The 20,985-nt window shown below is 70.6% G+C and carries 17 protein-coding genes; 6 read left to right on the forward strand and 11 right to left on the reverse strand.

The annotated features are described in order from the left end of the window. Positions 1-31: 31 nt before the first annotated feature. Positions 32-508: a hypothetical protein gene (locus HED23_RS25920; protein WP_203185788.1), complete on the reverse strand. Its 477-nt coding sequence runs from the start codon at positions 506-508 to the stop codon at positions 32-34. Between the two features lie 108 nt (positions 509-616). Between HED23_RS25920 and HED23_RS25925 the strand changes: the two genes are divergently transcribed. Both HED23_RS25925 and HED23_RS25930 read left to right on the forward strand, forming a co-directional pair. Beyond that, complete coding sequence (locus HED23_RS25925) at positions 617-2,542, forward strand: hypothetical protein (RefSeq protein ID WP_203185789.1); 1,926 nt, start codon at positions 617-619, stop codon at positions 2,540-2,542. A 75-nt stretch (positions 2,543-2,617) separates the two neighbouring features. Continuing rightward, positions 2,618-3,352 carry a TetR/AcrR family transcriptional regulator gene (locus HED23_RS25930; RefSeq protein WP_203185790.1) on the forward strand — a complete coding sequence of 245 codons (735 nt, stop codon included), beginning with the start codon at positions 2,618-2,620 and terminating at the stop codon, positions 3,350-3,352. Here the strand turns inward: HED23_RS25930 and HED23_RS25935 are convergent. The 3 genes from HED23_RS25935 to HED23_RS25945 form a co-directional block, all read right to left on the reverse strand. Beyond that, a complete protein-coding gene (locus HED23_RS25935; RefSeq protein ID WP_203185791.1) occupies positions 3,337-3,687 on the reverse strand; it encodes a 5-carboxymethyl-2-hydroxymuconate Delta-isomerase in 351 nt (116 codons plus the stop codon). The two genes, HED23_RS25930 and HED23_RS25935, sit on opposite strands and share 16 nt — an antisense overlap. A gap of 215 nt (positions 3,688-3,902) precedes the next feature. Next, a complete protein-coding gene (gene pulA, locus HED23_RS25940; RefSeq protein WP_203185792.1) occupies positions 3,903-9,209 on the reverse strand; it encodes a pullulanase-type alpha-1,6-glucosidase in 5,307 nt (1,768 codons plus the stop codon). Positions 9,210-9,307: 98 nt separating this feature from the next. Then, the gene (locus HED23_RS25945; protein ID WP_203185793.1) at positions 9,308-11,041 is read right to left on the reverse strand and encodes a carbohydrate-binding module family 20 domain-containing protein; all 1,734 of its coding nucleotides are present in this window, start codon (positions 11,039-11,041) and stop codon (positions 9,308-9,310) included. Positions 11,042-11,462: 421 nt separating this feature from the next. On the opposite strand from HED23_RS25945, the gene HED23_RS25950 reads away from it, so the two are divergent. After that, entirely contained in the window at positions 11,463-11,927 is a 465-nt protein-coding gene (locus HED23_RS25950; protein WP_203185794.1) for a hypothetical protein, read from the forward strand. Positions 11,928-11,946: 19 nt separating this feature from the next. On the opposite strand, the gene HED23_RS25955 is transcribed toward HED23_RS25950, so the two are convergent. From HED23_RS25955 to HED23_RS25970, 4 genes are all read right to left on the reverse strand, one after another. Beyond that, positions 11,947-12,216 carry a hypothetical protein gene (locus tag HED23_RS25955; RefSeq protein WP_203185795.1) on the reverse strand — a complete coding sequence of 90 codons (270 nt, stop codon included), beginning with the start codon at positions 12,214-12,216 and terminating at the stop codon, positions 11,947-11,949. A 78-nt stretch (positions 12,217-12,294) separates the two neighbouring features. After that, on the reverse strand, positions 12,295-13,218 hold the full coding sequence (locus HED23_RS25960) for a hypothetical protein (protein ID WP_203185796.1): 924 nt from the start codon (positions 13,216-13,218) through the stop codon (positions 12,295-12,297). A 16-nt stretch (positions 13,219-13,234) separates the two neighbouring features. After that, positions 13,235-14,164 carry a helix-turn-helix domain-containing protein gene (locus tag HED23_RS25965; RefSeq protein ID WP_203185797.1) on the reverse strand — a complete coding sequence of 310 codons (930 nt, stop codon included), beginning with the start codon at positions 14,162-14,164 and terminating at the stop codon, positions 13,235-13,237. Between the two features lie 282 nt (positions 14,165-14,446). Next, entirely contained in the window at positions 14,447-14,884 is a 438-nt protein-coding gene (locus HED23_RS25970) for an ATP-binding protein (RefSeq protein WP_203185798.1), read from the reverse strand. 164 nt (positions 14,885-15,048) lie between these two features. On the opposite strand from HED23_RS25970, the gene HED23_RS25975 reads away from it, so the two are divergent. From HED23_RS25975 to HED23_RS25985, 3 genes are read left to right on the forward strand one after another with little or no spacing between them, the layout of a single operon-like run. After that, the gene (locus HED23_RS25975; protein WP_203185799.1) at positions 15,049-15,927 is read left to right on the forward strand and encodes a helix-turn-helix domain-containing protein; all 879 of its coding nucleotides are present in this window, start codon (positions 15,049-15,051) and stop codon (positions 15,925-15,927) included. Beyond that, positions 15,924-16,133 carry a DUF397 domain-containing protein gene (locus tag HED23_RS25980; RefSeq protein ID WP_203185800.1) on the forward strand — a complete coding sequence of 70 codons (210 nt, stop codon included), beginning with the start codon at positions 15,924-15,926 and terminating at the stop codon, positions 16,131-16,133. Before HED23_RS25975 ends, HED23_RS25980 begins: the two co-directional genes overlap by 4 nt. 48 nt (positions 16,134-16,181) lie before the next feature. Next, a complete protein-coding gene (locus tag HED23_RS25985) occupies positions 16,182-16,391 on the forward strand; it encodes a DUF397 domain-containing protein (protein WP_203185801.1) in 210 nt (69 codons plus the stop codon). A gap of 74 nt (positions 16,392-16,465) precedes the next feature. Here HED23_RS25985 and HED23_RS25990 read toward each other — a convergent pair whose 3' ends face one another. The 3 genes from HED23_RS25990 to HED23_RS26000 all read right to left on the reverse strand — a co-directional run bounded on the left by HED23_RS25990 (position 16,466) and on the right by HED23_RS26000 (position 20,893). Further along, positions 16,466-17,905, reverse strand: coding sequence for a cellulase family glycosylhydrolase (locus tag HED23_RS25990; protein WP_203185802.1), 1,440 nt, complete (start codon positions 17,903-17,905; stop codon positions 16,466-16,468). A gap of 268 nt (positions 17,906-18,173) precedes the next feature. After that, positions 18,174-19,232 carry a LacI family DNA-binding transcriptional regulator gene (locus HED23_RS25995; protein WP_203185803.1) on the reverse strand — a complete coding sequence of 353 codons (1,059 nt, stop codon included), beginning with the start codon at positions 19,230-19,232 and terminating at the stop codon, positions 18,174-18,176. Then, positions 19,217-20,893, reverse strand: coding sequence for a glycoside hydrolase family 13 protein (locus HED23_RS26000; protein ID WP_203185804.1), 1,677 nt, complete (start codon positions 20,891-20,893; stop codon positions 19,217-19,219). Before HED23_RS26000 ends, HED23_RS25995 begins: the two co-directional genes overlap by 16 nt. Between the last annotated feature and the right edge of the window lie 92 nt (positions 20,894-20,985).

A 20,985-nucleotide genomic window follows, 5' to 3' on the forward strand; every position in this document is an offset into this window, starting at 1 on the left:
GCACCGGCTCACGCCCCTCGTACCTGCGCGGTCAGCTCCCGTGGTGACCGGAGTGCCCTTCCTCGCTCCCCCCACCGCCACTGTTCCCCGAGTGGTGGCGCGAGGCGGTCTCCACCGTCCCCCCGAGCCGGCCGCGCAGCGCCATGACCACGTCGGCGTCACCGACCGCGACCCACTTCCGGCCGACCAGGTACGAGCCGCCGTAGTCGTTGGCCTCGTTGATCCACTCCCGCTGGCCACGGTCGGTGGCGAAGGTGGCCAGCACGTAACGACCGTCGTCCGTGGTGCATTTGGCCTGCCGGAGCTCCTCGGCGTCGGTCTGCACGTTCGGCTCGCACCGCGCCTTGGAGGCGAGCTGCTCCAGGGTCCCGCTCGCGGTGGGTGGTACGGCGGGCCTGTCGTCGCCGTCCGCTCCCCCGCTGCACGCGGTGATCAGGGCGAGCCCCGCGAGCACGGCCGCGGTGGTCCGGTGGGCCCGTCCTCGTCGCCACTCCAGCTGCTCCGCCATGCGGCCATCGTGCCCCGGTGTTCCCGGCTCGCGCGGGGAAACCGCACAACCCGCCCCGGAGCGCGCGCGCCGGAGTGACCATCGCACCATTCGCTCGTTCAGCTGAACATGCCCCCTCTGCGAGCAGTACCGCCCTCCGCCGGCCGCCCGTACGCGGAGCAGGCCGCCGGGGAGCGGGCCGAGACCGTGCCCGCCGAGCACTACGCCCGGCTGGCGCGCATCGCGTATCTCGTGCTGGCGCCCTCACTCGGCCGCAACCGCCGGGTGCTGTCGGCCCACTGGCTGACCCAGCGGGCTCTGGCCGGCGGGCGGGACGCCGGTCCGGGGCGCGTGTACGCGAACGTGCGGCTCCGACTGCTGCGTTCCGCCCTGGAGGCGGGGCCGCCGTTGTTCCGGTTCGCCGTGCCGCGGCGGGCGCAGTTCCCCCCGCTGCTGCCCCTGGTGTGGGGACTGCGGCTGTTCCCGCACTCCTGCGGCGCGGACGAGCTGGCTCTGGAGCAGGCCCTCGCCGAGGTGTCGGCGCCCTGCCGGGCCGCGCACGTGCTGCGAGGGCTCGAGGGGCTCGACGACGCCGAGGTGTGCCGGGTCCTCGACGCGGCGGGCGTCCCGGACCCGCGAGCGGCGCTCCTGGAGGCCGACGCGCTCACGGCGTCCCACTCCCTGCTGGCCTCACCCGAGTTCGACCCGTGCTCGCTGCAGGTCAGGCCGACCGACGCGGAGCGCCGCCGGCGGCGCGGGCGTACCCTCCTGGCCGGCGCGGGAGCGCTGCTGGTCTGCGGGACCCTGCTGCTGATGCCGGGGGACGGTCTGGGTGGCCCCCGTGCGGCCTCCGCGCCGCTCTACTCACGTAATCACACGGCTCAGCAGGCCCTGGATCCGGCCGCGTTGCTCCGGGTACCGGAGGGACTCTGGCGGGTCTCCACGCGCAGGGACTTCACCGTCTGGCCCACGCGCGGCGACCGGGCCAGGGACACCCGTCTGCTGCGGCGCGCCCTCGCCGCCTGGGCGCGGCCCGGCCCGGCGGTGGTCTCGTCCTCGACACCCGGAACGCCCGACGGCCCGCCGATGGGGCCTCCGCAGCTGCTGTACGCGGGCGAGGTCGGCGCGGCGGCCGTGGTGCTGTTCCACGACGGCCTGCGTGTCGTGCGCTACGCGGAGCCGCGCAACGCCGACCCGTCCGGGGGTGCCGCGCTGGACTTCGCCCGGGTGGACGGCGCGGACGTGGTGACGTCCGGAGCGCTGGTCGTGCAGCGCCGCTCCGGCCGGATCCGCTATCTGACGGCGCCCTGGACGGAACGGGCCGGGGCGCGGGACCTCCTCGCACCCCACGAGGCCGCGCGGCCGTTGCCCCGCGACCGTCACGGGGTGACGGATCCGCTGACGGAGCCGGATACGGAGGCCGGGGACCGGGCGGACTGCCGGTCCTGGCCGGCCCTGGAGCTGCGGGACGGCAGGGCGGTGCGCCTGATGACGGACCTCGGGGAGCTCACCCCCGTGCGCCTCACCTCCGGCCCGCCGGCCGGTCCGCACGACGTGTCGGGCAGGGCCGATCGGGAGAGCTGGGCGCGTACCGCCTGCCTGCTGCCGGCGGTACGGTCCAACGGCGTACGGTCGGTGAACTCCTGGCCGTACGCGAAGCAGCGGTTGCCGGAGGGCGGGGGGAACGCCCGGTGGTTCTGCACCAGGGCGGAGACCTGGCGGGGTACGGGCAGCAGGGTTCTGGCGCAGTTCCAGGCCCCGCCCGCGGTGTCGGGCGGGGCCGGGGCCCCCGGGGCGGTCGCTGCCCGTGCCGAGGACTCGCCCGACTGCGGGATACGCCGGCCCCGGGTGCTGGCGGGCGTGCTGTGGAGGTCGGGCGGCGGGCGGTGGTACGTACTGGCCGCGGGCTCACGGCAGTTCGCGTCCCTTTCCGCGACCGGGGGTGTCGAGGGCCGGACGAACGGGCGGCTGATGGTGCTGCCCGCCAGGGAGGGCGACCGGCCACGGCTCGACGGGATGCTGACGGACGGCAGCCGGGTGGGTTCCCTCCGCTGAACCCGGGTGGCCGGACACCCTGGAACGGGCAGGTGGGAGGGGTCCGCCCACCTCCGCCCGGTTAGGCTGTCCGCCATGACGACCGGGGTGCGGCGCAGGATGGGTGTCGGCGAGCGCAGGGCCCAGTTGATCGGCGTCGCACTGGAGTTGTTCAGTCACCGTTCGCCCGACGAGGTGTCGATCGACGAGATCGCGGCGGCGGCCGGCATCTCGCGCCCGCTCGTCTACCACTACTTCCCGGGGAAGCGCAGCCTCTACGAGGCGGCGCTGAAGCGGGCCGCCGACGAGCTGTCCTGCCGCTTCCTGGAGGCACACGAAGGGCCCCTCGGCGCGCGGCTGATCCGGGTGATGCACCGGTTCTTCGACTTCGTCGAGGAGCACGGTCCGGGCTTCGCCGCGCTGATCAGGGGCGGGCCGGCCGGTGGTTCGTCCGCGGCCAACGCCCTGGTCGACGGGGTACGGCAGGCGGCGTACGAGCAGATAGTCGCGCACCTGGGCGTCCCGTCGCCGCCCGCCAGGCTGGAGCTCGTGGTGCGGTCCTGGGTGTCGCTGGCCGAGTCGACGGCGCTGCTCTGGCTCGACGGGAAGCGCGTTCCGCGTGCCGAGCTGGAGTTGCAGCTGGTGCATGACTTCGCGGCGCTGGGGGCGGTGAGCGCCGCGTACGACCAGGAGGTTGCCGGTGTCATGCTGCGGGTCCTCGCGCAGGAGCCGGCGGACGGCCCGTTCGGCGAACTGCTCGCCAGGCTCGCGGTCCTGGCGCCCGCCGCACCGGCCCTCCCGCCGCGGCGGCTGCCTCAGTCCTTACGGTAGGACGCGTCCAGGTCCCGGACCTCGGTGGAGGCGTGGACGGTGAGGCCGTCGACGGGCTTCAGGTGCCCGGCGAGCAGCTCCAGAACGGCTTCCGTCAGCCGCGCCTTGATCTCGGGGGTCCGGCCGGGCAGCATCGCGATCGAGACGTTCACGATGGCGTCGCCCGTCGCCGCGTCACCGACGACGGAGTCCTCGGCCCGTCGGAACCGGGTCTTGCAGGCGGGGATCCTGGTGGACACCGTCTCGGCGACGAGCGGGTGCAGGGCCAGCGCGAAGCCGCGGCGGTCGAAGCTGTCGTCGAGCTCGGCCGAGTAGTCGACGGTGATCTGCGGCATCAAGTGCTCCTGGTTGCGGGAACGGGTACGTATACGTGTACGACGTGCATGCACGTGTACGTCTCAGCTTCGCGTGATCGGGCCGCCCGCACAAGGGAGGCCCGCCCGCACGAGGGAAGCCGCCGGCACCGGGAGCCCCGCGACACGCGGCCGGCCGGCCCCGGCTCCGGGCCCGAGGGGCACGGAGCCGGAGACCGGCCGGTGGGAGTGGTGCGTCAGCGCTGGGAGAACACGGCGACCGTGCGTCCCGGCACGATGAAGCCGCCCGACTTCCTTTCGTACGAGGACTTCTTGACCGTGGCGTCCGCGCCGCCCGCCTGGACGGGGTGCAGGGCGTACGCCTTCCCGGCCAGCTCGGGGATGTCCTGGCTCTGCGTACCCGGCGTGGCGTTCATGACGACGACCAGCCCGCCCAGGCGCATGGTGATCACGCCGGGCGTCTCCTTCGTGCCCGAGAGCGGGAAGGACAGGGTCTGCTGCACCTGCTCGGTGGTGGTGAGGGCGAACGCCTTCTCGGTGGTGCGGATGGTGAGCAGGTCCTGGTAGGCGGCGGACGCGCCGGTGATCTGCGCGCAGCCCGGAGTGATCTGCGGGGCGCCCAGCAGCGGCTTGGCGTACGTCCACTTGTCCTGGTTGTCGGCGGCCGGCGGGAGGCCCCGGCCGAAGCCGTTGCCCTTGCGGCAGTCCCAGTGCAGCGCGTTGAACCAGTCACCGCTGTCGTAGGAGTTGCGGTCGAGCGACTTGGAGCGCAGCAGGTCGGTGCCGGCCTGTGAGAGCGACGGTCCCTGCGAGAGTGCTGCGGTCGCCATCGCCAGGACCTGCATGCGGGCCCGGTCGGCCGCCGAGGTGGCGACGGGGAGCTTGAAGGCGAGGGTGTCGTAGAGGGTCTCGTTGTCGTGGGCGTCGGCGTAGGCCAGCGCGTCGCCGGGCTCCGCCGCGTATCCGGCGGGGGCACCGTTGTAGTCGACGGCCGAGCCCTTGACCGTACGGCCCTGGGTGTCGGTGAAGGTGTAGTCGGCGAGGCTGCCGGTGAGACCGACCTTGACGAGGTCCTGGTAGTGGAGCAGCCGGGCCTTCTGTTCGGCCTCGGTGCCGTTGGCGGCCGAGGTGTTGGGGTCGGTGTAGAGGCCGGAGGCGAAGCCCTGGACCCTGGGGTCCTCGTCGAAGGGGCTGCCGCCGCGCGCGGCGTCGCGGGCACGGTCGGAGAAGGTGGCGATGCCGGTGCCGGCCATGTTCTTCTGGGTGGCCTGGACGAAGCGGGCGTCGTCGGCGATCTCGCCGAAGTTCCAGCCCTCGCCGTACAGGATGATCTTCTTCCCGTCGACGCCGTCCTTCGCGAGGGTCAGCTCGTCGAGTGCCGCGCGGACGGCGAGGATGTTGTCCTTCGGGTGGTGGCCCATCAGGTCGAAGCGGAAGCCGTCGACCTTGTACTCCCTGGCCCAGGTGACGACCGAGTCGACGACGAGCTTGCCCATCATGGTGTTCTCGGGCGCGGTGTTGGCGCAGCAGGTCGAGGTGGCGACGGAACCGTCCTCCAGGAGCCGCTGGTAGTAGCCGGGCACGATCTTGTCGAGGACGGACTTGTCGTCCTGACCGGAGGCGACGGTGTGGTTGTAGACGACGTCCATGACGGTCCGCAGCCCGGCGCCGTTGAGCCCCTGGACCATCTGCCGGAACTCGACGGTGCGCTTCGTCCCGTCGGGGTCCGAGGCGTAGCTGCCCTCGGGCACCGTGTAGTGCAGCGGGTCGTAGCCCCAGTTGAAGGCGTCCTTCGCCGCGGCCTTCGCGACGCAGGCCTGCTGTTCCTCGGAGTCGGGCGCGTACACGGACAGGTCGCAGGCGGGCTTCTGCTGTGCGGACTTCTTCTCGGGGATCGTCCCGATGTCGAAGGCGGGCAGCAGGTGGACGTAGCTGGTGCCGGCGCCGGCGAGCTCCTTCAGGTGCTTCATCCCGTCGGAGCGGGTGTCGGTGAAGGCGAGGTACTCACCGGGGTGCTTCGAGGTCGTGTCCGTGATCGAGAAGTCGCGGACGTGCAGCTCCTGGATCTGCGCGTCGCGCATCGGGACCGCGGCGGGCTTCTTCAGGGCGGACCAGCCGCGCGGGGCCAGCTCCGGGTCGTCGAGGTCGACGACGAGGCTGCGGGCGGAGTCCGCTGTCAGCGCGGTGGAGTACGGGTCGGTGACCTTGTTGGTGACCATCTTCTGGACGGTGGGCGCCCAGACGTCGACGGAGTACCGGTACGGCTTGCCGTTCCAGCTCTTCTTGCCGGTGACGGACCAGACGCCGGTGCGGTCGTCGCGCCGCATCGGGACCTTCTTGCCGTCGAGTTCGAGCGAGACGGTACGGGCGGTGGGCGCCCAGAGGGAGAGTGTCGTGCCGCCCTCACGGAAGACGGGGCCGAGGGCGGAGCCGCTCGCGGCCTTGCCGTACAGCTCGTCCAGCACACCGGCGGTCTGTACGCCGGTGGCGGCGAGCAGGGCGCCGTTAGCGGCGCGCTGGGTCGCGATCAGCTGGCCGCGCAGGGACTCACGGACCCTGTCCCGGTCTCGGGTGTCGACCGTGAACGCCGGATAGTCCTTGAGGTGCGGGTACTTCGCCTTCTGTGCGTCGGTGAGCTCCGTGGCGCCGAGCCGGAGCCACTGACCCTCGTCGGAGAGCGCGCCGTCGACGACGGAGATGCCGCCGTTCTTCGCGTACACGAGCTGCTGGCTGGTGGCGTCGGTGGCCTTCACCTTCCAGACCACGGTGTTCTCGTCGATCCACTGGGCCTCGGCCTCGGCGAGGTCGGGTGTGGGCACCCCGCCGCTCTGCGGCAGCAGGTAGCCGGGCTTGCCGCCGAGCATCCAGACCTCGTGCCCGTACGAGGCGATGTCGAGGGACTGGTCGCTGGGGAGGTCCTTCTCGTCCCCCTTGTGGAGGATGTAGCTGAGCGAGGTGGCGCCCTCGGTGAGCGGGACCTCGAAGGTCACGCCGTAGGCGTCGGTCTTCACGGGCTCCAGCGGCTTGGCCCAGTCGGTCGGGGCGGCGGCGCCCGTCCAGGTGTGCAGGCCCCAGCCGTCGTAGTCGCCGTCGGCGCGGTGGTAGTGGAGGACGGCCTTGCCGGTGTCCTGCGGCGGGGCCTCGGGAGCCTCGGTGGCCTGGTCGTCCTTGCCCTGCTCGATCCAGACCTGGCCGGTCCTCGCGAGGTCGACGGTGCGCTCGGGACCGTCGGCGGTGCCGTTCTTCTCGACCGTGTACGGCACGGAGGAGGCGCCCTCGTCGAGGTCGATCCAGGCGAATGCTCCGTAGGCGTCCCGGCCGATGAAGTCGGCGCTCCTGTCGCCGGACTTCAGCTGCCAGCCCTCGTAGTCGCCGTCAGCGCGCTTGTAGTGGACGACGGCGTGGTCGCGTTCGACGGCGACGGGCTTCGGGGTGGGCGGTGCCTGGCCCGCTGTGGTGGAGGCCAGGGCGCTCGCGGTGCGTCCGGCGCGGTCGACGACCACGGCCTTGTAGCGCAGCGCGGTCCCGGCCTTCACCGACTCGTCCAGGTGCTGGGTGACCTTGTAGGGGGCGTGGTCGGCGGAGCCCAGGGTGACCCACTTGCCGTCGCCGGTCTGGGCGGCGAAGACGACGCGGTTCAGGTCTCCGCCGTCGACGTCCGCGCTGAGCTCGACGGTGCCGGTGGCCCCGGCGGCCGGGGCCTTCAGGGTGACCGACGGCTTCTCGGCGGGGGCGCCGAGCGGCTTGTCTGCGCGGAGGACGATGCTGGACAGCGCGGGCACCGTGACCTTGACGGTCTTGTCCGAACCGCTGCGGAGGGTTCCGGAACCGCCGTACAGCGTGCGGAAGTTCATGCGGGCCGATTCCGTGGCGACCTCGACCGTCCTCGCCTCGGTGGCGTTGTTGGTGGCGACGACGTATTCGTACGGGCGCTTGGTGTCCGTACGGGAGAAGGCGTGGACGGAGTCCTTCGCGTAGCGCTCGGTCTGGGTGCCGTCGCGCAGGGCCGGGTGCTCCCGGGTGAGCTTCGAGAGGGCCGCTATGGAGCGGTAGAGCGGGTGCTTCGTGTCGTACGCGTCGGTCGCGTGCGTACGGTCCGTGCCGATCTGGTCGTCGTCGAGGTAGTCGGCGGTCTTCGAGGCGAACATCGTCTGGCGGGCGTCCTTGTCGCCACCCGCCCCGGTGTAGCCCTGCTCGTCGCCGTAGTAGATCACCGGGTTGCCGCGGCCGAGGAACATCAGCTCGTTGGCGAGGCGTGCGCGGTCGAGGAGCTCGGCGTCGCCGGCCTTCGGGTTGTCCTGCTTCAGGAAGGTGCCGATGCGGCCCATGTCGTGGTTGCCGAGGAAGGTCACCTGCTCGTAGGCGTTGGCCTTGTCGGTGGTGTAGCGGTAGTCGTCACCGTAGACCGAGGCGAGCTTCGAGGCGGGGGCGCCCTGGGAGGCGTACTGCCGGGCGGCTTCCTGGAAGGGGAAGTCGAGCGTCGCGTCGAGCCTGCCCCGCGTCACGTAGGGCGAGGTGATCGCGGTGTCGGCGGAGTAGACCTCGCCGAACATGAAGAAGTCGTCCCGGCCGCGCTTCGCCGCGTAGTCGTCGAGGGCGGTGGCCCACTGGGTCCAGAAGTCGAGGTCGACGTGCTTGACGGTGTCGATGCGGAAGCCGTCGATGTCGAAGTCGCGGACCCACTTCTCGTAGATCTTCTCCATGCCGGAGACGACCTCGGGGCGCTCGGTCCACAGGTCGTCGAGGCCCGAGAAGTCGCCGTACTCGGTGGACTCGCCCGCGTAGGTCGAGTCGCCCCGGTTGTGGTACATCGTGCTGTCGTTGAGCCAGGAGGGGACCTTCTTCCCAGTGTTCACCGGGGTGTACGGGAAGGAGTCGGCGTCCACCTCCTCGACGCCCTGGGTGTCGTCGAACGGACGGCCGTCCTCGTCGAGGTACGGGAAGGCTCCCTTGGGCTTGTAGCCGTACTTCTTCTCGGCGTAGTCGACGGTGTCGGCGGTGTGGTTGGTGATGACGTCGAAGAAGACCTTCATGCCCTTGCCGTGGGCCTTGTCGATCAGCTTCGTGAGGTCGGCGTTGGTCCCGAAGTGCGGGTCGACCTGGGTGAAGTCGGTGATCCAGTAGCCGTGGTAGCCGGCCGACGCGTTGTCGCCGGTCCCCTGCACGGGCCGGTTCTTGAAGATCGGCGCGAGCCAGATGGCGGTGGTGCCGAGGTCCTTGATGTAGTCGAGCCGCTGGGTGAGGCCCTTGAGGTCGCCGCCCTGGTAGAAGCCCTTGTCCGTCGGGTCGTAGCCGGTCTCCAGCCGCGAACCGGTCAGACCGCCCCGGTCGTTGGAGGTGTCCCCGTTGGCGAAGCGGTCGGGCAGCACGAAGTAGAACTGCTCACGGGTCAGGTCGTGCCTGGCCGGCTCCTTGGCGAGTTTCGCGTCCGAGGGCGGGGACGGAGGTCTGGGCGCGGCGGACGCGGAGGCCGCCGGTACGACGGGCAGCAGCGCAGCGCACAGTGCGGCTACGGCCCCCCGCCGGAGGGTGGTTCGGGACACGGGAGGGTTCTCCTCGGCTTTCGGGGATCAGGCTGGTGTGGAGCGGTGCGGGCCGGGGACGCTCACCCTCGCGTCCCCGGCCCTGGTGGTGTGTGCGGTCAGCTGCGCCAGACGTCGGCGGTCAGCGTGACCTTGCCGGAGGCCGGCACGGTGGCGGTGCGGTTGGCGCCGCTCTCCCAGGTGACGTTGCCGCTCGCGTCCTTGCGGATGTACTTGTATGCGAAGGACGTGCCCGCGGGCAGGGCGACATCGAGCTTCCAGACGGGGTACGTCGCCGGGTCCAGCTTCAGGGCGCTGCCGGGCGCCCAGTTGCCGAGCGCGGCCTGGTTGCCGGTGACGTAGATGTTCTGGCCGAGCTGGGTGGTGGCGTTGACGCCGAAGGAGGCGCCTGCCTCACCCGTGCCGGGGTCCGGGTCCGGGTCGGTGCCTCCGCCCGTGCAGGTACGGGCGTTGACGTGCAGGGCGACGGCGGTGCCGGAGCCGAGGGTGGCGGTGAACTGCCCGGAGCCGTTGACGGTGACGCCCTTGCCTGACTGGACGTCGCAGTAGTCACCGGCGGGAAGCGCGGTCTGGAAGGTGCGGGTCAGCGAGGAGCCCTCGTGGTTGATGGCGACGTACGCCTTGGAGCCACGGCCGAACGCGATCTGGTCGCCGCCGTTGTCCCACCAGTTCGAGACGGCCTGACCACGGGCGGCGTTGCGGAAGCCGACCATGGAGGAGATCTCGCGCCAGGCGTGCTGGCACTTCCAGCCGTCGCTGTAGCAGGCGTTCACCTGGCCGTCGTTGGGCGGTCCGGCGTCGTGGCTGCTGAACTCGTAGCCGGAGTGGACGTCCGGCGAGCCGTAGGGGTAGGCCAGCATGAAGACACTGGCCAGGGTGTACTTAGAGCCGTCCTTGTAGTTCAGGGTGTCGCCGCCGCGCTCGGTGTCGTGGTTGTCGACGAAGACCGCGGACCTGCCGGACTCCATGAAGCCCCAGCCCTCGCCGAAGTTCTTGAGGTTGGCGAGGTTCTCGTTGTTGAAGACCTGCTTGAGGCTGCGGCCGTAGCGGAACTCCTGGACGTCTCCGCTGCCGAGGTACTCGGAGGGCGAGACGGCCTCGCCCGCCCCGAAGATCGCCTCGTGCTTCCAGTACACGCCGGTGTTGGTCAGCCGCGACTTGATGTTCGCCAGGTCGGTGGCGGGCATGTGCTTCGCGGCGTCGATGCGGAAGCCGTCCACGCCGAGGGAGAGCAGGTCGTTGAGGTAGCCGGCGATCTTGCCGCGGACGTAGTCCTCACCGGTGTCCAGGTCGGCGAGACCTACCAGTTCGCAGTTCTGGACGTTGGCGCGGTTGCCGTAGTTGCTGCCTATCTGGGTCTGACAGTCGTTCATGTCGTTGACCGAGTAGAACCCCGGGTAGTCGTACTTGGTGTACGAGGAGCCGCCCGTGCCGGTGCCGGAACCGGCCGACATGTGGTTGATGACCGAGTCGGCTATGACCTTGACGCCCGCGCTGTGGCACGTGCTGACCATGTTCGCGAAGGCCGTGCGGTCGCCGAGGCGGCCGGCGATCTTGTAGCTGACCGGCTGGTAGGAGGTCCACCACTGGGCGCCCTGGATGTGCTCCTGGGGCGGCGAGACCTGGACGAACCCGTAACCCGCGGGGCCGAGGCTGTCCGTGCACGCCTTGGCCACGGAGGAGAACTTCCATTCGAACATCACCGCGGTGACGTCCTTCTCGCCGGGCGGTGCGGCCTGAGCGGTCCCGGCGGCGCCGAGCCCGGTGGGGACGGCGAGGACAGCGGCGCCCAGGGCCAGGGCGAGCGCGCCAGACAAGGGTCTGCGTGCCATGACTTTCCTCCTGCGGTGGGGGAAGTGCGGGGATGGCGGAGCAGCCTCACATGGCAACGCGCCGTGCCCTCAAGGCTCATGAAGGTTCTTGCAGCAAGGGTGCAAAACCTCGTGTGCGGCAGACCGTACGAGCCTGACCTGCCCTGGTCAACCCCCTGGACACGACGCGATTACATCCCGCTCACATCCACGAAATCTCGGAGATTTCTTCCTGCAAGGCCTTACGCAAGATATTGCGGTGCTGTTAAGTTCATCCCGACTCCGGCCCGGCCGGCCGGGGGTCCGGTACGCCGGGCCCCACGCGCCCGGCCGACCGGGCCGGTCACGCCACGGAGAGGCCCGGACGTCGCTTCCCCGCCGGCCCGATCCCGGGCCGACTTCCGGACCTCTCCTACGCGTTGCCCGCTAGGATCACCGTCCCATGAGCCCCAGCCGTCCCCTGCGCACCCGCGAGCGGGTCTTCATTCGTATAGCCATCGCCTTCGTGCTACTGGTCTGCCTCGGCGGCGGACTGGGCCTGGCGGCCGAGGGATTCGAAGGCCGCACCGCCCTGCGGGACGGCCCCGTCGGCGCCCTGACCCTGACCGATCGCGACTGCGGCAAGGAGTCGTGCAGCTGGATCGGCACGTTCACCAGCGCGGACGGGGCCGTGACCGGGCGGGGCGTCGAGCTGCGGGACGATGTCGACGTCAGTCGCGGTGAGGCGATGCCGGGCGCGATCGACGGCGTACGGCTGGCGGAGGACGCCGAGACCGCTTACACCGCCGACTACGGCTGGCGCACACCGATCGCTAAGGGCGCCGCCCTGGCCGTCGTGGGCCTGGGGGTCGCGATCGGGCTGTATCTGGTCCTTCGCCGGGCAAGGGCGGCCGGGGTGCCGCGCTGAGGCACACCCCCGAAGACCTTCACTGCATGGGGCTCCGCCTCGCCACGTACCGGCCGAGGGGCTGCTCACTGAAGATCGCTTCGGCGATGGCGACACGGGCGGAGCGGCCCAGCCACTGGCGCAGGAGTTCCGGGTCGCGGCAGGCGGTGACCTTCTCCCGGGTGGTGTGGGCGACGTCGAGACCCCGCGCTCGCAGAACGATCAGGATGCCTTCGGCGCGGCCCTGAGCGCGGCCCTCTTCCCTGATCTCCTCGGAGAGGGGCGAGACGTAGAAGGAGAGATCGGCCACCAGGGTCCTCCACTGTGATGCCGACGGGCCGATGCCGGTACGCCGCGAAAGGCAACCGGCACCGGAGGAGAGGCGACGCTACCGATCGGTGGGAGCTTCATCGTCGAAGATCTGGTCGGACGTGGTGACGAGCGCTGCGTTCGCCAGCCACCGGCGGAGGAGCTCCGGGTCACCGCAGGTGGTGACCTTGTCCCGGGTGGTATCGGTGATCTCAATGCCACGGACATCCAGGATGAGCAGGATATTCTCGGCGCAATTCTCGACGCGGCCTTCGACGCGGCCTTCAGCGCGCCCCTCGACGCGCCCCTCGTCACGGATTTCCTCGGACAGCGGCGAGGTGTAGAAGGAGAGATCCACGGCCACCAGGTTCCTCCACTGTTGTGCAGCCGGGCGGTTGCCCAGGCCTTGTGCGATGAATTCGACGACGGGTCCAGCGATCGCTTCCGGTGTGTCGCGCAGGGCGACGGACATCGTCTTCAGTATCGCATCGACGTCCGGATTGTCAGCGTGTGTGATAGCGGCGAGTGTGGCGAGGGGCAGGTCCTTGCGTGCTTCGGCCACGTTCGTGATGACGGGCATGTTGTGAGGACCCGCCACCAGGGGGCGGGCGGTCACGGTCGGGCACTGGGGCAGGCCGATGGTGATGGGCCGGGCCGCCCACGCGGCGGTCGCGTGGTCCTGGCAGATCACGAGGAGCAGGACGGGGAGCCGGTACTTGTTGTGGAGATACGTGACGTAGTACGGCCAACTGGCCTTCTTGCCGGGGTCCTTCTTTCCCTGCGCTTCGACGACGAGGAGGAAAGGACCGTCACCCTCGGTCTCGATGCGCAGGAGCGTGTCCACGCGCCGTTCGAGCGGTTCGGACTCGGTGAGGTCGACGGTCAGCGGCTCTGCCGACACGAGCGGCGGCAGAGCCAGCCCGAGGACGTCGGAGAGCTGGGAGATGAGGCCGGGGTATTCCTGAAAGATGCGGTGCATCGCTTCGTGCGGTGCGCTGACCATGGGTTTCCGTTCGGGATCAGGCGGCTGTGGGCAGGTCGGTGCGGCAGTCACGGCAGTGGCCGGGGTGGCGCGAGCGGAAGGCCCGGTCGCAGCGGTCACAGTTCTGGAGCGGGATGACGATCACTCCGGGGCGTACGGGGGCCAGCTCGAGGGTGCCGGGGAGCGGAGGCGGCAGGAGCGCCGTGATCCGGTGCCGGAGGAGCTTGGCCGGGTGCTTGAGCCGGACCGGCAGGTCGTGGGACAGGGCGTGGCGGACGGTCTCCAGGTCGGCGTCCCGCTCCAGCCAGGTGGCGACGCCGGGCGCGAGCATCTCGATGTCGGCGGCAGACAGCACCAGTTGGGGCGCATGGCGGCGCAGGTCGGCGAGGATCGCGGCGGCCGTCCGCTGAAGCTCCGGGGTGAGCGCCTGCGGCTGCGGAAGCGGCGGAGGCGGCACCGTACGGGCCGTCGGGGACGGCACGAGGACGGCCTGCGGCTGGTGTTCCGGCGCGGGTGCGCACGGCGGCTGCGGCGCGGGCGTGGGGGCGGGAACCGGCTCGGGCGCCGCCGTGCCGCGTACGACCCGGGGCCGAGGGGCAGCGGGTGCGGCAGCGGCCTCCGCGCCCGGCTGGTTGAACGAGACTGTGCGGGTCACGATCCGGCCGTCGGCGAGGCGTACGCGGCTGCGGTGCAGATAGCCCACCGCCTCCAACTCCCGCAGGGCGGCGGCGATCCGGGTCTCGCTCTCCGGGAAGCGGCCCGCCAGATGCTTGATGCCGACCTTCGCTCCGGCGGGCAGCGACTGGATGTGCACGGCCAGTCCGATCGCGACGAGGGAGAGGCCACGGTGCTGGGCGAGGTGGTTGCCGATGACGGTGAAGCCTGCGGTGTGCCGGACGTTGCTGTGGATCACACCGGACGCAACCGGCTGGGCGCACGGGGGCGCGGTAATCTGCTGGGTACCCATCAGGAAGGTCTCTGCTTCCTCGGTGGTCAGGCCCTCGATCGGGATGCCAGTCCCGGCGGGGGCCGTCTCATGTCTGTGGCGGTCGGGGCGAGCATATGCCCGACAACGCATGCCAAATCCAGCTCAGTTGCCTTATGTCACCCGAGTGAGTGACGAAACGCGTAAGACGGCGGGTTGGGGTGGGAAGGGTCATTTTCCCGAGTTCTTTCAAAGCATTTAGCGTCGTGGGGCACCACGTCGCGGCCCACCGGGTCGCGGCCGTCCGCGACCCGGTGGCGGCGGTCACGGCACAAGATCGAGTTCGGCCCAGACCGTCTTGCGAGGCAGGGGCCCGAGGTCGACGCCCCAGCGGTCCGCGAGCGCTTCGACGATCAGCAGGCCTCGCCCCGACTCCGCGTCACCGCCCGTCACGGCGAGAGCGCCGGGCCCGGGAGGGAGCCGATCGGCCCGGGTGTCGGTCACCTCGATCCGGAGAAGAGCCTCCTGATGGATCGCGAGGCTCAGCCGGAAGTCCCGCCCCTGCACGCGCCCGTGCAGAACGGCGTTCGCGGCCAGCTCCGCCACGATGTGCGCGGCCGGCTCGACGGGCAGGCCCCACTCCCCCACGTGCGCCGCCTCGAGCAGGCGGGCGAGCCGGGCGCCCCGGCGGGTGGGAGACAGCAGCACGGCGAACTGCCTTGCGGGAGCGGAATGTTCGGTTCGGGTGATTTCTTGGGTCACGTCACTCAGCGTGGCCCTTTTTGCCTACCGTGAAGAGGGACCAGCCGGTTACGTACGGTGATTGTCCACTCCTTGTCCAGTGCTGTCCCGGCTGTCCGGGGTGACGCGTCGGGGACGGCAGAGGTTGGTGCAAGAACGGCAGGCGCGTCGGAAGTGGGGCACGAATGAGCGTGGATGAGGCTGGTACGCGGCACAAGGACGGCGGGGCGGACGAGCCCGGCTGGGACGTCGATCCCGACGACGAGCCGGGGGTGGCGCTGGTCGCCTCCGTGGGCCGCCAGATCAAGGCCTGGCGGGATGCGGCGGGCATGCGGGCCGCAGAGTTCGGTGCGGCGATCGGGTACGGGGAGGACCTGGTCTTCAAGGTGGAGGGCGGGAGGCGTATCCCCCGGCCCGAGTTCCTGGACAAGGCGGACGATGTCCTGGGGGCAGGGGGCAAGCTCTCCATGTTCAAGAAGGAGATGGCGGAGGCGCGGTACCCGAGAAAGATTCGGGAGCTGGCAAAGCTGGAGGCACGAGCGGTCGAGCTCTCGGCCTACGGCAGCCACAATCTCCATGGCCTGTTGCAGACTGAGGAGTACGCGCGGGCGCTCTTCGGAATGCGGCGGCCGGCCTACTCACCTGACGAGGTGGAGAGACTTGTGGCCGCTCGGGTGGCTCGACAGTCTGTCTTTAAACGGTCACCCACACCAGAACTCAGCTTTGTCCAGGAAGAGGTGACGCTGCGCCGCCATCTCGGAGGCAGAATGGTCCTACGCCGTCAGCTCGAACGCCTTTTGGACGTCGGCCAGTTGCGCAACGTCGAGATCCAGGTCATGCCGACTGGACGCGACGACCATGCGGGCATGGGAGGGGAGATGCAAGTGCTGAAGTTCGAAGACGGCTCCGCCGTGGGGCGCTCCGAAGGGGACTTCGGGAGCCGCCCGGTAGCAGACCCGAAACACCTCCGGATCATCGAACTGCGGTGTGGCATCATCCGGGCTCAGGCTCTCACGCCTCGGGAGTCGCTGGCCTTCATCGAGCAAGCGCTAGGAGAGACATGATCCACAAGCCCTCCGCCGGGGTGCCCACGGAGCTGGAGTGGTTCAAGAGCAGCTACAGCGACAGCAGCAACAGCAACGAGTGCGTTGAGGTTGCGGCAGCCCCTGGTGCCGTGCGGGTTCGCGACTCCAAAAGCGTTCCCGGGCCGCACCTCGGGTTCACCTCGACAGCGTGGCAAGCCTTCCTTGCATACGCCTCCGAGGACTGACTCTCCCGCGCCGGGCGAAGTCACCGACGAACCGCGCCAGGGAGAGCCATGGTGCACAAGCCCTCCGCCGAGGCCGCCCGCGAACTGACCTGGTTCAAAAGCAGCTACAGCGACAGCAGCAGCGGCAACGACTGCGTCGAGGTGGCGACCGCACCCGGCGTGGTGCACATCCGCGACTCCAAAAGCGTTCCCGGCCCTCTCCTCGGCTTCACCCCCGCCACCTGGGCAGCCTTCCTGACCTACGCCTCCGAGCGCTGACCTCCCGCACACCCGTCGCCCGCCGCCCGGAGGGCAACCCCCGGACAGCAGGCGGGCCGGCAAACGGGTGGAGGTCAGCTCGTCCGGAAGTCGTCCGGGGTCCCGATCCGGTCGCGGATCCAGACTCCGGCGGGCTTCAGTGACGAGGTCCCGGCCCAGGGGCCTCCGCCGTCGCAGGTGCCGGTCTTGAAGACGGCACCGGTGCGGTGGTCGTCGGAGAAGTTCCAGTTGACCCAGCTGATCTTCTTGGCCGCCATCAGGTCGAGGTAGCGCTGGGACATGGCGAAGTCGTTGTCTCCCTCACCCGCGTAGTTCTGGGTGCCGAACTCCGTGACGAACACGGGGAGCTTGTCGGCGGCCCGGGAGAGGGTCGCCAGGTACTCGTCGCGGTGCGAGTAGGCGTAGAAGTGGAAGGTGTACATGATGTTGGAGGCGTTGACCTGGTTGTTCACGACCTCGGATTCATCGGCTCCCTCGGACACGCCGAACGAGGACCAGGCGCGGGTGCCGACGAGGACGGGGGCGTCGGAGTCGATGTTCCGGATGACCGGGATGATCTGCTCCGCGTAGCTCTTGATCTGCGGCCAGCTCACGCCACTGGGTTCGTTGGCGATCTCGTAGAGGATGTTGCTCTTCGTCTTGTTGCGGTTCGCGATGTCGGTGAAGAACTTCCGCGCGTTGGCGAGGTTGGCGTTCGGGTCACCCGGGCTGAGCATGTGCCAGTCGACGATGACGTACAGTCCGCGGTCGGTCGCCTGCTGGATGAGGTTGTTCGCGAGGTCGGTGAAGTGCTCGGGGTCGGTCTCGTAGCCGTCCTCCTGCACGTACGTGGAGACGCGCAGGACGTCGGCCTTCCAGTCGTCCGCCAGGGCGTCCAGCGAGCCTCCGGTCAGGCATTGCGGGTACCACTGCGTGCCGTGGCTGCTCATGCCGCGCAGCTGGACGAGGTTGCCGTGCTCGTTGCAGAGCTTGGTACCGCACACGGTGAGCTGCCCGTTGACGGCGACCGGGCTCGCACCGGCCGGCGGCTCGGTGGGCGGCTCGGTGGTCCCGCCGCCCTTGCAGGGCGCGCCGTTGATCGTGCAGTTGAGGGGCAGCCCGAGCCCCCCGGCGTTGAACCCGAAGCTCGCCGCCTGGCCGGGGGCGATGGCGCCGTTGTAGGAGACGTTGGTGAAGGTGTAGTGCTGCCCTTGCCGGGTCTTGGTGGCGGACCAGTGGGTGGTGACGTCCGTCCCGGCCGGCAGGTCGAACTCGATGGTCCAGCCGGTCGCCGCCGTGCCGCCGTTGTTGGTGACGGCCACGGCGGCACCGTAGCCGCTGTCCCAGGCCGACGTCCGGGTGATCTCCGCGGTCAGCCCGGCGGCGGCCCGCGCCTGGTGTCCGGCGGTGGCGGCCGTGCGGTCCGGGACGGGGGCGGCGGGCGCAGCCGGCGCGGCGGTGAAGGTCAGCGCGAAGAGCAAGGCACCGCCGATCGCGGCGGCGACCGGGCGGATCCGTAGAAGTGCGGGGCTCATGAAGGGCTCCGATCACAGGTTCGGCCGATTAGGAAACTTTCCTAACGGAAGAGAACCAAGGACCGGAATACTTTTGCAAGGTTCACGACAACACTTGTTAAACCGCCCGCCGCGGCACGGGCCTTCGGGTGTTTCCGCCGGACGTCGCAGCCTCCGCCGGCCGGGGTGTTCCGCCGTGCCCGACGAGGAAGTGCGCCCGACCGGAACGCGAAGGGCCGGGTCCCCCCTCCGGACCCGGCCCCGCGCGTTCCCCCGTCTCCACGCCCGTTCAGGCGCTGCGCACGGCCGCCGTGGACCCGCGCACCACCAACTCCGGCTGGAACACGTACTCCGTGCGCTGCACGGGACTCCCGGCGATCTCCTCCAGCAGCGCCCCCACCGCTGCCGCCGCCATCGCCTGCACCGGCTGCCGCACCGTGGTCAGGGGCGGGTCGGTGAACGCGATCAGCTGCGAGTCGTCGAAGCCGACGACGGAGACGTCACGCGGGACGTCGAAGCCCCTCCCCCGCGCCGCCCTGACGACGCCGAGCGCCATCAGGTCGCTGCCGCAGACGATGCCGGTGCAGCCCGCGTCGAGCAGGGCGCCGGCCGCGACCTGGCCGCCCTCGACGCTGAACAGGGTGGAGCAGACCAGGAGTTCGGCCTCCTCGCGGTCCATGTCCAGCAGCGAGACGGCCGCGTCGACGAAGCCGTCGCGCTTGCGCCGCGAGGGCACGTAGCGCTGCGGTCCGATCGCCAGGCCGATCCGGCGGTGCCCGAGCTCGGCGAGATGACCGACGGCCATCCGGACGGCGGCCTGGTCGTCAGGAGACACGAACGGCGCGCTGATGCGCTCGTTGTAGCCGTTGATCAGGACGAACGGCACACCCCGGTCGGTGAGCGCCGCGTAGCGCGCCGGGTCGGCCGAGGTGTCGGCGTGCAGGCCGGACAGGAACACGATGCCGCCCACGCCACGCTCGACGAGCTGTTCGACCAGCTCGTCCTCGGTGGCGCCGCCGGGCAGCTGGGTGCAGAGCACGGGCGTGTAGCCGTGCCCGGCGAGGACCTGCTCCACGGACTGCGCGAACGCCGGGAAGATCGGGTTGACGAGTTCAGGCGTCACGAGCCCGATGAGCCCGGCGCTGCGCTGCCGCAGCCGTACGGGACGTTCGTAGCCGAGTATGTCGAGCGCCGCGAGCACCCGCTGACGCGTGGTGTCCGCGACGCCCGGCTTGCCGTTGAGCACCCGGCTGACGGTGGCCTCGCTGACCGCGGCCTGACCGGCGATGTCGGAGAGCCGCAGCGCCGGTCCGGTCCTCGGAGCAGGGACGGTCACACCGTCCACCACACCGTGGTGTCGGCGGGCAGTTCGGCCGTGTCGCCGTCGACGGACACCGGGCCACTGGCGAGCAGCAGGGTGCCGGGGGCGGTGATCCGCACCGGTGCACCCGTAGTGTTGACGGTGCAGACGAAGCCGGGGCGGCCGAGGACGAGCACGCCCTCGGGGCCGTCCAGCCATTCGACGTCCGTGCCGGCGCCGAGGCCCGGGTGCTCGCGCCGCGCCGCGATCGCGGCGCGGTACAGCTCCAGGGTGGAGCCCTCCGTGCCGTTCTGCGCCTCGACGGAGAGCGCGCCCCAGCTGTCGGGCTGCGGCAGCCAGCTGTCGCCGCCGCCGAAGCCGTACGAGCTGCCCTCGCGGGTCCACGGGATCGGGACGCGGCAGCCGTCGCGGAAGCCGTCCTGGCCCTCTGCCCGGAAGAACGACGGGTCCTGGCGGGCCTCGTCGGGCAGGTCGGTGACGTCGGGCAGGCCGAGCTCCTCGCCCTGGTAGACGTAGGCGGAGCCGGGCAGGGCCAGCATCAGCAGGGTCGCCGCGCGGGCCCGGCGCAGACCGAGCTCGCGGTCACCGGGGGTGCGGATCTGGGTGCCCAGGCCCGGCGGGTTGGCGAAGCGGGTGGTGTGGCGGGTGACGTCGTGGTTGGAGAGCACCCAGGTGGTGGGCGCGCCCACCGGGCGCATCGCGTCGAGCGAGGAGTCGATGACCGCGCGCAGTTCGGCAGCGTCCCACGCGGTCGACAGGTACTGGAAGTTGAAGGCCTGGTGCATCTCGTCGGGGCGCACGTAGTTGGCGGTGCGCTCGACGGTGGGGGTCCACGCCTCGGCGACGAGGATGCGGTCACCGGGGTACTCGTCGAGGATGGTGCGCCAGCTGCGGTAGATCGCGTGCACACCGTCCTGGTCGAAGAACGGCATGACATCGTTGCCCAGCAGTTTCAGCTGGTCGTGCGACCCGAGGTCCGGCAGGCCCTCCGCCTTGACGAGGCCGTGGGCGACGTCGACGCGGAAGCCGTCGACACCCATGTCGAGCCAGAAGCGCAGGATGGAGCGGAACTCGTCGGCGACGGCCGGGTGTTCCCAGTTGAAGTCGGGCTGCTCCGGCGCGAAGAGGTGCAGGTACCACTCGCCGGGGGTGCCGTCCGGGTCGGTCGTCCGGGTCCAGGCGGGGCCGCCGAAGATGGACTCCCAGTCGTTGGGCGGGAGTTCGCCGTCGGCGCCCTTGCCGGGGCGGAAGTGGTAGCGCTCGCGCAGGGCGGAACCGGGGCCCTCGGCGAGGGCGCGCTTGAACCACTCGTGCTGGTCGGAGGAGTGGTTGGGCACCAGGTCGACGATGATGCGCAGACCCAGGCCGTGGGCCTCGCGGATCAGCGCGTCGGCGTCGAGGAGCGTGCCGAACATCGGGTCGATGGCCCGGTAGTCGGCGACGTCGTAACCTGCGTCGGCCTGCGGCGAGGCGTAGAAGGGGCTGAGCCAGACGGCGTCGACGCCGAGGTCCCTGAGGTACGGGAGCCGTGCGGTGACGCCCGGGAGGTCGCCCATGCCGTCGCCGTTGCCGTCGGCGAAGCTACGTGGATAGACCTGGTAGATCACCGCGTCCTGCCACCAGCCGGTGCGGTGGCCCGGGGCTTCGTCGGACGTGCCGGTGGAGGGGGCAGCGAGGTGCTGGGTCATGTCGTCCCTGGGGTGTCTGGGTGGGGAGCGGCGCCGGTACCTGGTCGGGGATCCGGCGCCGCCGTGACGTTGGGTGCGGTCGTGCGGGACTG

Origin of the sequence: Streptomyces pratensis (genome assembly GCF_016804005.1) — a bacterium.
GTDB classification, from domain to species: domain Bacteria; phylum Actinomycetota; class Actinomycetes; order Streptomycetales; family Streptomycetaceae; genus Streptomyces; species Streptomyces pratensis_A.

Coding starts and splice junctions, on each gene's coding strand:
- HED23_RS25935 (WP_203185791.1), bottom strand. CDS start 3,687: ATGCCGCAGATCACCGTCGACTACTCGGCCGAGCTCGACGACAGCTTC.
- HED23_RS25925 (WP_203185789.1), top strand. CDS start 617: ATGCCCCCTCTGCGAGCAGTACCGCCCTCCGCCGGCCGCCCGTACGCG.
- HED23_RS25965 (WP_203185797.1), bottom strand. CDS start 14,164: ATGGGTACCCAGCAGATTACCGCGCCCCCGTGCGCCCAGCCGGTTGCG.
- HED23_RS25980 (WP_203185800.1), top strand. CDS start 15,924: ATGATCCACAAGCCCTCCGCCGGGGTGCCCACGGAGCTGGAGTGGTTC.
- HED23_RS25950 (WP_203185794.1), top strand. CDS start 11,463: ATGAGCCCCAGCCGTCCCCTGCGCACCCGCGAGCGGGTCTTCATTCGT.
- HED23_RS25960 (WP_203185796.1), bottom strand. CDS start 13,218: ATGGTCAGCGCACCGCACGAAGCGATGCACCGCATCTTTCAGGAATAC.
- HED23_RS25920 (WP_203185788.1), bottom strand. CDS start 508: ATGGCGGAGCAGCTGGAGTGGCGACGAGGACGGGCCCACCGGACCACC.
- HED23_RS25985 (WP_203185801.1), top strand. CDS start 16,182: ATGGTGCACAAGCCCTCCGCCGAGGCCGCCCGCGAACTGACCTGGTTC.
- HED23_RS25930 (WP_203185790.1), top strand. CDS start 2,618: ATGACGACCGGGGTGCGGCGCAGGATGGGTGTCGGCGAGCGCAGGGCC.
- HED23_RS25975 (WP_203185799.1), top strand. CDS start 15,049: ATGAGCGTGGATGAGGCTGGTACGCGGCACAAGGACGGCGGGGCGGAC.
- HED23_RS25945 (WP_203185793.1), bottom strand. CDS start 11,041: ATGGCACGCAGACCCTTGTCTGGCGCGCTCGCCCTGGCCCTGGGCGCC.
- HED23_RS26000 (WP_203185804.1), bottom strand. CDS start 20,893: ATGACCCAGCACCTCGCTGCCCCCTCCACCGGCACGTCCGACGAAGCC.
- HED23_RS25990 (WP_203185802.1), bottom strand. CDS start 17,905: ATGAGCCCCGCACTTCTACGGATCCGCCCGGTCGCCGCCGCGATCGGC.